10 protein-coding genes are annotated in these 16,158 nt (G+C 40.6%); 1 reads left to right on the top strand and 9 read right to left on the bottom strand.

Annotated features, from left to right (window positions below; all coding sequences use genetic code 11):
* Window positions 1–7: 7 nt before the first annotated feature.
* The 3 genes from RM552_RS10070 to RM552_RS10060 all read right to left on the bottom strand — a co-directional run bounded on the left by RM552_RS10070 (window position 8) and on the right by RM552_RS10060 (window position 3,299).
* Complete coding sequence (locus RM552_RS10070) at window positions 8–1,249, bottom strand: ABC transporter permease (protein ID WP_311368704.1); 1,242 nt, start codon at window positions 1,247–1,249, stop codon at window positions 8–10.
* A complete protein-coding gene (locus tag RM552_RS10065; protein ID WP_311368703.1) occupies window positions 1,246–2,028 on the bottom strand; it encodes an ATP-binding cassette domain-containing protein in 783 nt (260 codons plus the stop codon). Before RM552_RS10065 ends, RM552_RS10070 begins: the two co-directional genes overlap by 4 nt.
* A 185-nt stretch (window positions 2,029–2,213) precedes the next feature.
* Window positions 2,214–3,299 carry a succinylglutamate desuccinylase/aspartoacylase family protein gene (locus RM552_RS10060; protein ID WP_311368702.1) on the bottom strand — a complete coding sequence of 362 codons (1,086 nt, stop codon included), beginning with the start codon at window positions 3,297–3,299 and terminating at the stop codon, window positions 2,214–2,216.
* A gap of 215 nt (window positions 3,300–3,514) precedes the next feature.
* Between RM552_RS10060 and RM552_RS10055 the strand changes: the two genes are divergently transcribed.
* Window positions 3,515–4,906, top strand: a complete 1,392-nt coding sequence (locus RM552_RS10055; protein WP_311368701.1) for an alkaline phosphatase PhoX — start codon at window positions 3,515–3,517, stop codon at window positions 4,904–4,906.
* 62 nt (window positions 4,907–4,968) lie between these two features.
* Here the strand turns inward: RM552_RS10055 and RM552_RS10050 are convergent, their stop codons facing one another.
* From RM552_RS10050 to RM552_RS10025, 6 genes are all read right to left on the bottom strand, one after another.
* Window positions 4,969–8,853, bottom strand: a complete 3,885-nt coding sequence (locus tag RM552_RS10050) for a VCBS domain-containing protein (protein WP_311368700.1) — start codon at window positions 8,851–8,853, stop codon at window positions 4,969–4,971.
* Window positions 8,854–8,943: 90 nt separating this feature from the next.
* On the bottom strand, window positions 8,944–11,976 hold the full coding sequence (locus RM552_RS10045) for a TonB-dependent receptor (protein WP_311368699.1): 3,033 nt from the start codon (window positions 11,974–11,976) through the stop codon (window positions 8,944–8,946).
* Window positions 11,977–12,276: 300 nt separating this feature from the next.
* Entirely contained in the window at window positions 12,277–12,480 is a 204-nt protein-coding gene (locus RM552_RS10040) for a YheU family protein (RefSeq protein WP_311368698.1), read from the bottom strand.
* Window positions 12,474–13,481 carry a hydrolase gene (locus RM552_RS10035; RefSeq protein ID WP_311368697.1) on the bottom strand — a complete coding sequence of 336 codons (1,008 nt, stop codon included), beginning with the start codon at window positions 13,479–13,481 and terminating at the stop codon, window positions 12,474–12,476. The genes RM552_RS10040 and RM552_RS10035 overlap by 7 nt, the downstream gene beginning before the upstream one ends.
* Window positions 13,471–14,199, bottom strand: coding sequence for a DUF2390 domain-containing protein (locus RM552_RS10030; RefSeq protein WP_311368696.1), 729 nt, complete (start codon window positions 14,197–14,199; stop codon window positions 13,471–13,473). Before RM552_RS10030 ends, RM552_RS10035 begins: the two co-directional genes overlap by 11 nt.
* The gene (locus RM552_RS10025; RefSeq protein ID WP_311368695.1) at window positions 14,199–16,139 is read right to left on the bottom strand and encodes an ATP-binding cassette domain-containing protein; all 1,941 of its coding nucleotides are present in this window, start codon (window positions 16,137–16,139) and stop codon (window positions 14,199–14,201) included. Before RM552_RS10025 ends, RM552_RS10030 begins: the two co-directional genes overlap by 1 nt.
* Between the last annotated feature and the right edge of the window lie 19 nt (window positions 16,140–16,158).

The raw sequence follows: 16,158 nt of genomic DNA, 5'->3' as shown, positions 1-16,158 counted from the left end.
AGCGATTTTATTTATTTGATAATTGTGCATGTAGGGCATTTCTGTAGGCCTCGATTCCAGGATAGATAGATACCACCAATGTGGCGATAAAAATGAATCCTGTGATAGTGAACAAAGGTGCAGAAAAGACATCAGCGGTTAAAAATAAGCCAAACTCAGAAGCCAACCATGCCGCTGAAAAGGACAAACCTAGAGAAAGTAAAACAAAGGAAAACACGATTGCCAGTGCAACCAATATCAGCGCCTCTAATACGATTAAAACAAGAATGGTTGTTGGCCCTGCTCCTAAAACTCTGAAAACCGCAATTTCGGAACGCCGCTCATTCATCGACGCCAATAACATAGTAGACAAACCAAACAGCGACGATATTAAAACCAATACAGATATCACCCGCAGCACATTTTCGACGGTTGACATTAAAGTCCATAATTCAGCCATCGCGACGCCTGGTAACACAGCCATTAACCTATCATCCTGATAATTATTGATATTTCTTTGTAAGCCAAATATAGAAAACTTACTTTTTAAACCTAACATCACTGAGGTGACAGTGTCTGGTTGAGGGCGATACTTTTTAGGGTTGTCGATAACAAGTTGCAATTCTGATGGCGATAAATGAATGGCCTCAATAGCAGACAGACTTAGGTGCAAAGATTTATCTATGGGTGTGCCTGTAGGATTAAGAATACCGCTAATTACGAAAGGAGCGTGATCATGATGTTTAAAACTCGTTGAACCAATACCATGAGCGATTACTATTTTATCACCTAATTTATAACCTAGAGCTTTGGCAACATCTGCGCCCAAAACGGTTTCAAACATACCCTCGAAAGCACGCCCTTCAGAAAAACTGAGCGATTGTTGATTTCCAAATCGATAAAACGAAAAATATTGACTGTCGGTCCCAATAACACGGAAACCCTTATGCGAGTCACCTAAAGAAATAGGAATAGCCCAATCTACGAGTTCACTTTCATTTAGCATTTGAAAGCTCTCATATTTGATATTATTGGTTGGGCTGCCCATCCTAAATACAGAGTATAAAAGCAAGTTTAATTGGCCACTGGGGGCGCCTACAATTAGGTCAACACCTGATATTGTTCTATTAAAACTTTCTTTCGCTTGCAAACGAATATGTTCAACGGTCAATAATACAATAATGCTAATTAAGAGAGACAAAAACGTGAGAACAACGGTTTTTTTGCGACTTCTTAAGCTTGACCATGCGACCGATACCAGCGTTCTCATTTGGCCTCCTTGAAACTGCTAGTATCAGAAGTTTTGGCATGTATAGCTTCAGAGCCGTTAAATTTTTCATTCAAAGACATCAAATCTACTTTGCGGTCAAAATGCTTTCCTAAGCTAGTATCATGACTGACAAAAACTAAACTTGTGTTTTGTTGATTACACATTTCTAACAACACATCCATAAATGCATCACGTGCAGATGCGTCTAAGGCAGACGTGGGTTCGTCCACTAATAAAATTTTGGGGGCATTAATCAGAGCTCTGGCGATGGCCACCCTTTGTTGTTGCCCAACACTTAGTTGACTGACATGTCTAGTTAACACGTCATCTGGCAGGCCTAATGAATCAGTTAGCGTCCGGGCCCGATTTATAAACTGTTTGTTGTTAATTCCATTTGATGAAAACGAATTCAAAAAACGATTCGCAAAATAAGTAGCCAGATGAATGTTATTCAAAACGCTTAGGTAGTTTATTAAATTAAGCCTTTGAAAAACCACCCCAATATTCTGAGCTCGAAAACTATCTCGTTTGGAATTGCTTAGCGCGCTGATATTCTCACCGAGCAAATTGATAGCACCTTCATTGGGTAACAATATGCCACAAAGTAAGTTAAGCAATGTTGTTTTACCAGAACCCGAATCACCGTATAGGAATATTCGTTCACCTTGCTCGATTTGCCACGCTTTTATCTCCAAAATGTTACTGCTTTTCATGGCAGATTTTTGGCTTTTGGTATAGGAGTAACTAATATTTTTAACATCAATGGCTAAATTTTGCATTTGCTCTTATATCTACGCTAACGAGAATCGTTTTATCTAACAAAGTTATCTGTTATGTTATAGCATATTTTGGCGCCGTTTAGTACGCATTCAAACTGATGCTATTTGCCATTGTATTGATATGCCTAAATCATCATTGTTGCAAAAGAAACAATTTCGATGATTGTGCCCAATTGACAAAACCTTTATGGTCTAATCTCAGTAAGTAATCTCACTAGCAATGACCCTTCTTCTCTTAGTGGGTAGGTTGCAATTGCAACAACTATACCGTTAGATGGAGCTTTATAATTGGCAATTTCTCTGCCCAAAGGGTCATTTAAAGTTGCCAATATTTGACCCTTTTCAACCTTATCAAGTAGACCCACCTTTAAAAATGCAATCCCCCCTATATCAGCAGAAATATTACTTATATTTTTACCAACGTAGGTTTTAGATGATAAATTTTCATATTCACCGTCAAGCATCTTCCAAGCGCGCATAACATTTTTGATACCCTTAACTGATCGATAAATCATATCCGCCTGAAAACGCCGCGGTTCGCCTAATTCTAATGTAATCGCAGGTATCCCTTTTTGCATAAAGGTCGTCTCTAGCGTGCCATTTACGCCTTCATCCTCTTTAATCACATCGGGGCCCATAAGCATTGCAATTTTTTCGGCCTTTTTGTTACGAACATCTGCAAAAGCGTAATAAGTGTAAGCAGTTCCTGTAGTCTGTGTATGTAAATCTACCGCAAGGTCACTATCCTCCATCATTAAGCCTTGCCAAATTCTGGCCATATATGCTTGAGCGCCACCTTTAGAGATATCACCAGGAGCAATACGATTAAGATTAGTTTTGTTCCCTGAACCATTTGATGTGACATAATGCCTTGTATTAGTGTTCAAGGCGGGCTGATTTAGCCCAGGTACCGCGACCACAATACCCGATAAAGCTTGATAATCTATCTCTTTGATTAACTCATGGATTGTAGCAATGCCATTAAGTTCGTCACCATGAACTGCCGCAGTTAGGGTTAATCTAGGGCCATTAGCCGTACCCTTTATAATTATAACGGGAACATAAATAGGCATGCCTGAATTGCGCCAACCCGCCTGTAGATAAAACCGGTGTAATCCTGGTGCTAAGCTCTCTGGATTGAGGTGATAGACAGTTTGAGTACCTTGGATTTTGTCTCCACTATAAATCGTATCCTTTGCATGTACACAAGAGCACCATACACCCACTAAGACAAAGGTAATTAACAAAAAGACAGTTTTTAATATCGACATTTGAGCGCTTAATTAACGGTAGAATATGAACAAATAATAACGACAACTTTAGGGATACACAATCCTACAAATTACTTAATTGACCTTAGCGCCAGTTACACGCCTAATATAATTATTGAAAAGTTATATTTATCTTAACTGTTCTCAAATTGTCATAATTAAATGTTAAATATACTAGATATGCGACAAAACAACTTTTACATATAGGTATCAATATGCTTAACCGGCGACAATTTAACAAAGGCTTATTAACGCTAGCATTAAGTGGCCTAGCCACACATTTGCATGCTAAGGACCTCTTAACACTTAATTTACTAATGGGGCCCAACCGCGCGTACGGACCACTATTAGCAGACCCAAAAGGCATACTAGACCTGCCAGCTGGTTTTAGCTATACCGTTATTTCAAAACTAAATGATGTGATGGACGATGGTTTACCCGTGCCAGATAGAGCAGATGGCATGGGATGTATCCCAATCGATGAGGACACCGTAGTGCTAGTACGGAATCATGAGATATCACTACCCAAAAATCCTAAGTCTGATGCTTTAGCCGATGATACACTCCTAATAAATAAGCCCTCAGTAGCTAAACATGCTTTTGACAGTACTGTTGATGGCCGCCCATTACCAGGTGGCACCAGTAACCTAATTTACAATGTTAAAACTGGCAAGCTTGAAAAACAATTTATGTCATTAATCGGCACGATTCGAAATTGTTCAGGCGGCACAACTCCTTGGGGGTCTTGGCTCACCTGTGAAGAATCGGTAGAGAAAGCGTCTGATTATATTGGCAAAGACCATGGATATATATTCGAAATACCCTCATCAGCAAACGGCTTAATTGAAGCTATTCCCCTCAAAGAAATGGGCAGATTTAATCATGAAGCCGCTTGCGTCGACCCTAAAACAGGGATTGTATATTTAACTGAGGATAGAAATGATAGTTTGTTCTACCGTTTTATTCCAAATCATAAAGGCGAGTTAAACAAAGGCGGTAAACTGCAAGCGCTTGCTATTCAAAATACTAAACAGTTCGACACCCGTAATTGGGAAAAGTCTTCATGGCCTCTTAACACAGAGTTAGCTTGTACCTGGATAGATTTAGAAAATGTAGAAAGCCCTAAAGATGATTTACGTATTCAAGGTTTTGAAAAAGGTGCTGCCTTATTTGCTCGTGGAGAAGGGATACATTTTGAAAATGGCGAAATGTATTTTTGTTGTACCAATGGCGGTAAACAAAAACTTGGGCAGATAATGCGCTATCGTCCCGAAGCATCTGAAAAAGGCGGATCTGAACAACAACATGGTCGCCTAAGCTTATTTTTAGAAAGTGGGAATAAAGCCTCATTTAACTATGGTGACAACATCACAATAGCTCCAAATGGCCATTTGTTGGTATGCGAAGACCAATATTCTGATACCGTTAATAATAATCTAAAAGGCGTTACACCTAGTGGTGAAATTTATGACTTTGCTAAAGTGCGCTGGCAAACTGAACCCGCTGGCGCGTGTTTTTCGCCCGATGGAAGTACGCTGTTTGTCAATCTATATTCCCCTACAGCTACCTTAGCCATTAAAGGCCCTTGGTCAGCTTTTAAGGCTTAAGCTCCCAAAAAAAATCCCCGCTAATAGCGGGGATTTTTATCAACTATTCCTAATATCAGATATTAGTCCTCAACGCCTACAGTAACTGAGAACGAATTACTGTTGTATTCACTAGGAAGTAATGGAGATGGCGTTTGGCCAGGGATTGTAAAGTCACCTGCGTCATCAGCATTTGGATCAAGCGAATCACCCGCTGTATATGCTTCAAAATCATCCTCAAATGCTACCGATTCAGTGCCATCTATCGTTTCATATACAACTAAATCGTCGATTCTAAAGTCTGCTCTGGTAATATCATCATTATCAGCAACTCTAAATTGAATATATCTCACACCGTTTTGTGCTTCTTCTAAGTTAGTACTACCAGATGCACCTGAGAATAACGGAGCACCATCAATCGTGATAGCGATAGTGGGTGCAACTTCAGTGGTTGCGGCAGATGCGTCCCAAGATATCTCTACTTCATAGATAGTATCGGTATTATAGGTACTAAGACCTGTTTCGCCGTTTCTTATGTCGTAGTGATCGCCTGATTGGTCGAGTCGTAAATCTAGCAAGGCTTCGTTACTACCCGTATCGACACCGCCTATTAAGATAAATCCATCAACGCCGGTATTAACTTCAGTACCTTTTAACATTGAGAAGGTCATGCGGCCTACTTCGATAGTGTTATCACTGCCTAAGTCGATTCTCATTTCACCAGTATCATTGGCAGAGATTAGCGCTGTTATCTGTGTGCCACCAGCATCATCCATTGCGTCTGAACTAGTTCCCGCTACATCAGTAACATTTGCAAATTGGTTACCACTCGTACCTAAACCGCCAGAACCAACATCTTCACCCACAGTTACTGAGAACGAATTATTGTTATATTGACTTGGAATTAATGGTGAAGGCGTTTGTGTCACAATCGAAAGGTCACCGGCATCATTAACGTTTGAATCAAGTGAATCGCCCGTAGCATATGCTTCAAAATCATCTTCAAATGCAACTGACTCTGTACCATCAACTGTTTCATACACAACCAATTCATCAATTCTAAAGTCTGCTCTGGTAATATCATCATTATCGGCAACTCTAAACTGAATATATCTAACACCGTTTTGAGCTTCTTCTAAGTTAGTACTGCCAGATGAACCTGAGAACAGCGGTACACCATCGATAGTTATAGCAATGGTTGGAGCAACTTCAGTAGTTGCCGCTGACGCATCCCACGATATCTCTACGTCATAAATAGTGTCAGTGTTATAAGTACTTAAACCTGTTTCACCGTTACGTATGTCATAATGATTACCCGATTGGTCAAGGCGTAAATCAAGCAAAGCTTCGTTACTACCCGTGTCGACACCGCCAATTAAGACGAAGCCATCAACGCCAGTATTCACCTCAGTACCTTTGAACATTTGGAAAGTCATACGCCCAACTTCGATAGTATTATCACTACCTAAGTCTATGCGTAGTTCACCGGTATCATTTGCGTTAATAAGCGCTGTTATTTGTGTTCCACCTGCGTCATCCATTGCATCTGCGCTGGTACCCGCGACGTCAGTAATGTTTGCATATTTATTACCTGCTACACCCAAGCCGCCACTTGGTGCTGATTCAATAACACCTAATATTGTTACGACAAATTCAGCAGTGGTCCCGTCAAACGATTCAATCGTAATTGTATCCGTCTCAAACTGACCTTTTTCTAATACGGAAATAGTAGCGTTGTTTGTATCAAGAGTGTAGGTCCATGAACCATCTTGTAAAATAGTAAAGTCACCAAAAGTTGCCGTGGTGGTTTGTTCTATAATAGACGCTTCACCTTCATTTGCATCGATTACACTAACCGCGCCTGTTAATGGCGTTGCTTCGTCACTGTCGATAGTTGCAGTCAAATCAAAGAATACTGCTGGGATTGGCTCTTCCTCACCATCACCCACATCAAATACAACAATTTCAGAATAAACTACTTGGCTATAAGGACTTGAAGCAGCTTCTAGGGTACCTATATCGTAGCTTTCAAAATCATCTGAAAACACGCTGACTGTGCCAGCAGTATCAGAAAACACTTCAATATTATCAACAAAATAATTACCAAACGGTATGGTTCTGTCGTTGTCACCAAATCTAAACTGGATGGTTTTAACACCTTCTGCAAACCATTGGTCTAAGTTTTGGAAATCAGAATCAACAACTGCAGCAGTTGAGAATGCTCCACCACCTATAACTTCTCCGTCAATGGTAATAGTAATTTGGTTTGTTGCATCCAAATCCCACGCAATTTCGACGTCGTAAAATTGTTCTTCTACAAACGGCGCTACAACTATATCGCCAGGATAGGCGTCACTGTCGGTGTTACGCACAAAGAAACGTGGGTCTATAGTATTGCCTTCGGCATCAGTTTGAGTACCTTGGATACGCACATCAACTAAAGACTCTGCTGAACTACCTGATGAACCGTAAAGCGCAATATAGGCGTCTTTACGATTACCATCGCTGCCCAGAGCATCTGTCTTAGAGAAAGACACATTTAATTTACCTTGGCGTAAATCATCTACACTAAATCTAATTTCACCTGTGTCGTTACCAATATCAGATATTTGAACTACTTGAGTCAATGCCGCTACACGAAGCGCTAGTTCAGCTGTTGTGCCGTCTATTGAAGCAATAGTCACGGTATCAGTAACAGAGTTGCCCACGTCAAGGTTAGCAACAGTTTCGTTTGTTGTATCAACAGTGTAACTCCAATCACCACCAGCGGTAATACTAAAAGTACCATAATCAAGGACAACATCAGTCTGTGCTACTATGGCGTCTTCTTCGAAGTTTGGGTCATCTACCGTAACAGAGCCTGTTAAAGGATCAGTTAAAGTATTTTGGATTGTACCACCAAGGTCACCTTCGATAATGGCTGCCACAGGCGTGTTGTTATAACCCACAGCTGAACCAACATTATCCAAAATATCTTGGTCCACATCATCAGCCACATTAGACGTTGTCTGCAAGTTAGTTTGTGCCATTTCAAATGCATCTAAATTAGCCGTTGAAAACACACCGTCATCGTCGAGATCAGCCACTATGTCAGCTAAAACAGTAGCCATATCGGCATCAGCATTATCAGCATCAAACTGAGACAATAGCGCCAAAACAGAACCGTATCTGTCTGCGTCTTCTGCACCATCTGCACCAAGTGCAACCACACCAACGGCTGTTGGTACGACTTGCGTGGTATCAAAACGAATACCAAAACGACGATTGATTGTTTCAGCTTCATCAGCAAAAGTATTTAAGTCAGCACCAGCCGCTTGCACCGCCATTTCAGTCAAGGGAGAAACGACATAGCTAGGAGCAGGGTTTTCAGCATCACCCTCAACAACGTCAACAACCGATCTTAAGCCTGGCGCGTCGAGAGTATCACCTGTAGATTCGTCGACGTAGGTTCCGCCGGTACAAGATATAAGGCCTGTTCCCTCAAAATTAATGTCTGCAAAGGTAACACTACCTGTATCACTAGTAACACCTGTAGCTTGAGCAGGTTGCACCGCTGCACCGCTGTCATCAACCGCATAAATGTCACAACTTGCGCCACTTACTGGGCCTTTTACGATATTAGCGGTTACATCTAAAGTAGGAAGCACGATAGTTGTCGATGCCCCTACTCCTTCATTAAAACCCTTGTTATCAGTATATTGTGCCGAAACCGAAATAACCGAGCCTTCGTCGGCTTCTGTAATCGTATAATTTGGGCCAGTGGCGCCTGTTGACCAAGCTATTTTAACTGTATTTTGGTCTATACCGTCTCCGTCGGTAAGGGTGGTCGACAAGGTAGTACCCGCGATAAAGTCGCTACCAATAATGTCAATTCTCCCGCGCTTATTATCATCTAGCTCAGCGTCATCGCTGCCACAACCTGCTAGGGCTGAGCCAATAACGACAAGTATCAGTGATTTTTTAAACATGCTTTCTACTCCTGAAAGTTTTTCTGCTAAACGTTTCTTATTTACCGTTTCAGTTAGGTAAATATAAAAATTGTGTAATTACTATGCGTCTTAGTACTTAAAGCTCACACCTGCGAACAACCTAGGACCGTAGTCGCTAAGTTGACCAAAGTTGCCAAGAACATAGAAATCATCAGAACGAGGCTCACTGAATAAGTTAATTGCAGAAACCTTCACACGGATGTTTTTATTGATTTTGTAAGACGCTCGCGCTTCCCACACACCAACATCATTAACAAAACGTAATCTCGTTCCGTTACTTGTGTAGGGTTGCAAGTATTCGCTACGATATTTATAAATAAGTGCAGTATCGAAATCACCCACTTGGTAATACACTTGGCCACTAAATACATGCTCTGAGAAACCAGGAACTGCACCTGGAGGTACAATACCCTCAGTTAATTGAGTGGTTACGCCATCCAAATCAGTGACAAAAGTATCACCATAGTTACTGTCTTCAAATTCAAAGTCAGTATCAGCAAAGTTATAACCCACTTTCACACCAATACCGTTGTCCCAACGATAGGCTAATGACACTTCTAGACCTAATAGGTCACTTTCTTCGTCTGTTGTGACCGAGTTAGTAATAGGTAAACTTACGTCAACACCTTCGACATTAAAGTTTTCTAGTACTGTTCGTTGTTGGAATCCACCATTAAATTGTTTGTAGTACAAACCAAATGCAACTATTGAGTCTTCATTTGGATACCACTCAAACGCTACATCATAGTTCCAAGACATAAGCGGCTGTGTATCTGGATTACCAGAACCATTTACGCCAACCAATAAATCACTAATCGATACAGGCGCAACTTCATCATCGGTTTGGAAAGTACGACTAAAGCCCAAATCTGATGGATCGACACGTGACATGCCTCTATAAATACCAGCACGAAGTAATATATCGTCACTGTAATCAACCACTAAGTTAAAGCTTGGTAATACTTCAGTGTAATCACCGCCACCCACAATGCGCTCAATTGAATCATTCGTCACAAGTGACAAAGCTCCAAGCTCGTCAGTCACCACATCGAAGCCTTGTCTAAAGCCAATGGAGGTTACTTCAGTATTAACAACACGAACACCTACATTACCTCGAATAAACTTATCAAACATTTCGGTATCAAAGCTTACCATTGCATAAGCTGCGGTCGTTTCTTCGGTAACGTCGACTGTTCCTGCATTCTCGTATTCGACTTCAGGATAGCCAAATTCGGCACCTTGTGAGGCCACAACAGCTTGTGAAAAACATACATTGTCGTATGTAGCCCATGAAGAACCACTGCTAACCACTTGTCCGTCACTATCTACTTGTGTGAGGATGTCGCCGTCAGAAACACTTGATAAAAAGTTTGTTTCTGGGAATGCAATTTGACACCCTTGAAGAACGTCAATGGCAGAAGTGACACCTTCGTCTAAAGTAAATTGATTTCTAGAACCATTCCCGTTGGTGCCACCAAATTGCACGTAAGTTAATTCAGAAAAACGCACACCGGCTTGAACACTACTGAAGGTATCTCCTTCTAAAAGGTATTCAGCATCTATTCGTGTTGATACTATTTCGCTGTCACGCACGTTTTCTCGATCCAAACGAGTTCGAAGGTCTGAAGTAAAGTTAGAAATATCATTCACGTCAAAATCAGTGATGGTGTAATGAGGAATGTTTTCACCCATTCTCCATGAAAAGTAAGGACGGAAGCCTGTACGACCACGGTTTGAAATCTGAAGCTCTTCACGTTTGGTTTGTGAATAAGCGAAATCAGCACTGACAGTCAGTCTGTCGGTGGCAAAATGCTCTATATTTAACCCATAGCCACGATAGTTTTCTTCACGTGAGTATTGTTCACCAGCCGATTCTATACGTTCAAAACCAGCCCATTGTAAAATACCGCCGACATCGTTTGTAACTAAGCTTTCACCCGTAATACCTGGGGTGACACGCTTTTGCAAAAAGAGTAAATCGTGTCGAGCTTCGGCCTGTGTCCGATCTGAAATTTGTGCATCAAAGTTTATATCCCACGCATCAGATGGACGAAATTGCAGTCCTAAGAAGAGAGCATCACGTTCGTCAGATGTTTCATTTTGACGGAAACTACGACTTGAACCTGTCCACGCGTATGGCGTTCCAGCATCGACAGCACGCCCTGTTGCTGGATCGATCTCTGTTTCATAGCCCTGATTGTTGCCACCGACTAGTTGGTCTTCACAATCACCATCACTACCTCTGAAAAATCCTGTGTTAGTGTTGGTTGGATCATTTAAACATGCCCACAAAGAAGAACCCGTTGGACTTGAACTACGAACCTCTGCTTCAGGCTGAGAAATATCTTGTCGTTGTAAACCAAAGCTGATGCCTAGTTCTTGACCACCGTCAAATTCGAATTGGTCAACATAACTAATAGTGCCTCGATAACCTAAATCACCTTGCAAGGAGTTTTCTACGTTTTTCTGATCTGGATTATAGTTTAATTTTATTTCACTTTGAAAACGCTGCTTTCCGTAATCTAGAGGCTTAAGCGTTTCTAATGTAATAAGACCTGCTACACCACCTTCAATCATTGAGGCGTCTTGTGTTTTATAAATCGCAACCTTTTTCATTAACTCTGATGGAAATTGGGAAAAGTTAACAGAGCGGTCACCACTACCATTTGTCGCTTCACGACCATTAATATGAGTTGCACTCAAGAAAGGGCCTAAACCACGAATGGTGATTTCAGTCGCACCGCCATTTTCACGGTGAGACGCCGCGCCAGTGATTGATTCTAGAGCTTCACCAATCGATAAAGCCGGTAAATCACCAATATCTTCTGCTGATAAGCCGTCAACTACGGTTGTAGCTTCACGTTTTATTGCAATTTGATCTTGGATTGTTTTACGTGTGCCGACTACATCAATAATTTCTGTAGTGTCTTGTTCTGCGTTATTTTCATCTTGAGACTGTGTTTCTTGCGCAGAAGTAGCGAACGATAATGAGCTGGCGACTGATGCGAAAACCGCAACTTTGACCCATTTTGCAACAGGACTAAGCGTAAATCGCCCTTCCTGAATAGATGATCTTGTGTATTTCCCTGATATCAACGACATAATATCTAGTTCTCCGTTGTAGTTGCGAGCAGACAATTGCGAATCGCTTGTTAGGTTTATGTTAATTACTTGTTTTCGTAAATATACGCAAACATAACCAATAGATCAACCAATCATTTACATTTATATTACCAATATCCCAATAAGTGTTATTACCAATAAAGGAAAATTAGTTATTACCAATCAAACTTGCCAATTTTCACCATTTTAAACTGCTTTATTTTTAGACATACTCACCTTCGAGATCACGAAGAGTAATCTGAGCGAGTAGCGATATACCTTGGCAAGGTATACAAGAAATTAAACTGAAATAATATTAACTGACTGGTGTACTTCTGAATACTCAATTAGTGCTTCACCGCTTTCTAATTGTAACCGCACTAAAGCGACTTTTTCATCGAGTGAGAGTTCTTCATCACCATAATCGGTTCCTTCTCGTAGGACCACGCTTTCAATAAGATTGGTTAACACCTCTGGATCAATTGATGTGTATGGGATCAACATAACTGCTCCTCAACAAAATCACTTACTCGTTGAGGTAAATATAGTTTGTTAGGTCCAAACACATTATTCATAAATCCAACATGACCGCCGTGCTCGCTCAGTTCGTAAGCGATATTTTGTGAAATTAGCTTTTTGTCCGGAATAACATTTTCATTCATAAAGGGGTCATCTGCAGCATGAATAATAAGCGTCGGTGTTGTAATTTCAGGTAAATCATAAATAGCGCTGCAGCAAGTATAATAGTCATCAGCCCCCTTAAATCCATGCAATGGCGCAGTGATATGTTGATCAAACTCGCGGAAGGTTTGCATCTTGGTAATGTCGCTTGCATCTACTGAGAGCGCGCCTGAAAAATCAACCTTATTTATTTTTTCAAGCAAATTACGCTTCATACTCTTCATTAAATGGGCTTGATACACCTTAGAAAATCCATCATTGATGGCTTTTGCTGAAGCGCTCAAATTGAGTGGTGCGGATACGCAAACACTCCCCTCAACAATGTCTGCTTGAGCTTTATATTCGGCGCTCGCTAATAGCTTCATGAGCATGTTACCACCCAACGAAAAACCCACCGCAAAAAGCTTAAGTGCTGGATAACGTTGCTTTACTAGGGGCAAAAAGAATAGGGGATCAAAAGTAGCACCTGAATGATAGGCTCTAGTGGTAAGGTTGGTCTCTCCACTGCATCCGCGAAAGTGCATGACCACGGCGGCAATTTCTCTTTTTTTTAATTCTGCCAACAAATGTTGAATATAATGTGAATTTGAGGAGCCTTCTAAACCATGAAAAAGCACAACCATTGCCTTAGGAGAACCAGGTAACATCCAATCAACATCTATAAAATCGTTATCCGGTGTGGTAATTCGTTCTCTCACTAACGATAATTTCACAGTTTTGATTGTATACTTAGGGAAAATCGTTTGCACGTGAGGGTGCCTGAATAAAACCGCAGGCTTGAAGTTCGATTGTATAATGCTTCCAAACTGCGTTTTAAAGGTCATTGTTTGTATTTTTTTGAGTGGCTTTATGCAAATAGGCGTACATCAAATATTTTTGTTCATGACTGATTACTCGTTCAATAAGTACCGACAGTAATTCATTATAGCCTTGTTTATTTTGATGGCTTGTTTGACTATTTACCGCCGCAGAATGAGTATAAATACTACATAAACTATCTAGCAAACTTACTTCCATTGAAGCCCTGTTTAAAGGTCGACTTAGATTCAAAGGTAAAGCTCGATCTTGCGGCGTATTTTGGTATATTTGCTGGAGCTTTTGCATGAGAAAAACTTGTTGCTCTTTTTCACTTTCAATTTCTTTTTGAAGTGCTTGTTTATATTCTTCGTTTTCTTTTATGTCACAATCAAAGCGCTGATTTTCTGAAATATTTCTTCGTTTTTGGCGCAATATTTGCGTTGCCGAGTCTAAGGGTGCTAGGCTTTTCTTCACAAGATCAAGCTCTTGATAATTTAATACTTTACCTTGTAAAGCCGAAAATATAGCGGCCAAAATAAGGTTTACGTTGTAGGTATAATTGTCTTGTAAATTCAGTAAAATATCTTTGTTGATTGTAGTTTGGTTTTCGCCATGTTTTTCCTCATATAAAGGAATTTTGATTGCGTCGCTTGTAATCACTTGCTCTTTACATAAGTAATGTCTAAGCGAAAATCGCCAAAAGTCTTGTATATTGAAATTACCGAGCGCTTTGTTTTGTACCATTATTTAGCCTTCGATAATTCGTCGTCAAACTGTTGCTCTGCAGCTTCAAGTGATTCTTGTGCGTCTAGCCACACCATCTCAAGGTCTTCAAGCTCAGATTTTGCTTCTGCTTGTTCACTAATGATAGCGGTAAGCCGCGCTTTATTGGCTTCCTCATATAAACTGGTATCTAGCATACTTTCTTCGATATTTTTTAAGCTTGCATGTAATTGCGTCAGTTTTTTTTCGCTTTTTTTGATAATGTCCCTAAAACCTTTAGTTTTTTGTCTAAATTCAGCTTCTAGCCTCTTTTTTACTTTTTTATCGATGTTTGACTCTGAAGTCTTTGGCTGGCCATTTTGAAGCTCATTTTGTTCTGCAATAAGGTCTTTTTTGCTACTTAGCATCCACTTTTGATAGTCATTCAAATCGCCTTTAAACGCCGCTACAATACCTGCATCAACTAAGTAAAAATCATCGCATACAGCCTCTAATAAAAAACGGTCGTGCGATACAATAATCATAGCGCCTTCAAATGACTGAAGCGCATATGCTATGGCTTCACGCATCTGCATGTCGAGGTGGTTGGTGGGCTCATCGAGCAATAGCAAATTCGGTTTTGTATAAACAACTAGTGCTAACACCAAGCGCGCTTTTTCGCCACCAGACATAGGCTCCACTTTCTTTAATGCCTCGTCACCATGAAAGCCAAAACCACCTAAATAATCTCTTATTTGCTGATCGCTCAAGCTCCTGTCTAGGGCCAATAGATGGTCAAAAGCAGAGTTTTGTAGATTTAATGCGCTCACTTGATGCTGAGCAAAATAACCAATTTGTAAACCCGAGGATGTTGTATAAATCCCATCAAGGGGTTTTAGCTCCTCAGCCAACAGTTTAATAAAGGTAGATTTCCCTGCACCATTTCGGCCCAGTAAACCAATACGACTACCTGGGACTAAATTAAATTGCACCTGCGACAAAATAACTTTCTCACCGTAGCCAATTTTGATTTCTTCCATGTGAACTAAAGGGTTTGGTAGCTTATCGGGTTGCCTAAACTCAAATGAAAAACCACTCGCTTGATGTATAGGCAGTAAATCTTCCATTTTTTCAAGCTGTTTTACACGACTTTGAGCTTGTTTTGCTTTGCTTGCTTTGGCTTTAAATCGACGAATAAAGTCATTTAAATGGGCTTTTTTCTGTTCTTGTTTTTCGTATTGCTTTTGGGCTAACAACAAGCGTTCAGCTCGCTGTTTTTGAAAGCTTGAAAAATTCCCTGTGTAGGAAAACAAAGTTTTATTTTCGAAGCTAACAATAATGTTGGCACAGGCATCAATAAACGCTTGGTCATGGGAAATGAGCAACAAAGTGCCTTTGTAGCTTTGTAAATAATCTTGCAGCCAGAGCACGGCGTCTAAATCAAGGTGGTTGGTAGGTTCGTCCAACAGTAATAAGTCAGACGGACACAATAAGGCTCGCGCTAAATTCAATCGCATTTGCCAACCACCCGAAAAATCTGCAACTTTGCGTCGTAAATCAGCCTCACTGAAGCTCAAACCAGCTAAAATTGTAGCTGCTCTTGCGCGCACATCATAAGCACCTAATTCATTTAATTTAGTATGCAGATTAGCAATCTCATTCCCATTGTCACTTTTCTCAGCTTCAACTAATGCTTGCTCTACCGCGCGTAACTCAACATCGCCATCAATCACGTAGTCAAGGGTTGTTCTATCGGTATTATCGATATACTGGGATATAGACACTGTTTTCCAGTGTTTGGTAATTGAAAATTCGCCCACGTCGGGGCTTAGGTCGCCATTGAACATGGCAAACATGCTAGATTTACCACAGCCATTAGGCCCAATGATCGCCACTTTCTGACCGGCAAAAATTTCTAAATTGGCATTCTCACATAAGACTTTTATGCCTCTATGTAGACTAATACCACGTAATTTAATCATGCTAACTTCCAAACCTTAC

The sequence above is a fragment of the Glaciecola petra genome (genome assembly GCF_031846345.1).
GTDB classification, from domain to species: Bacteria; Pseudomonadota; Gammaproteobacteria; order Enterobacterales; family Alteromonadaceae; genus Glaciecola; species Glaciecola petra.
The sequence above is the reverse complement of the archived record's forward strand: the minus strand, read 5'-3'. Positions and strand labels throughout refer to the sequence as shown.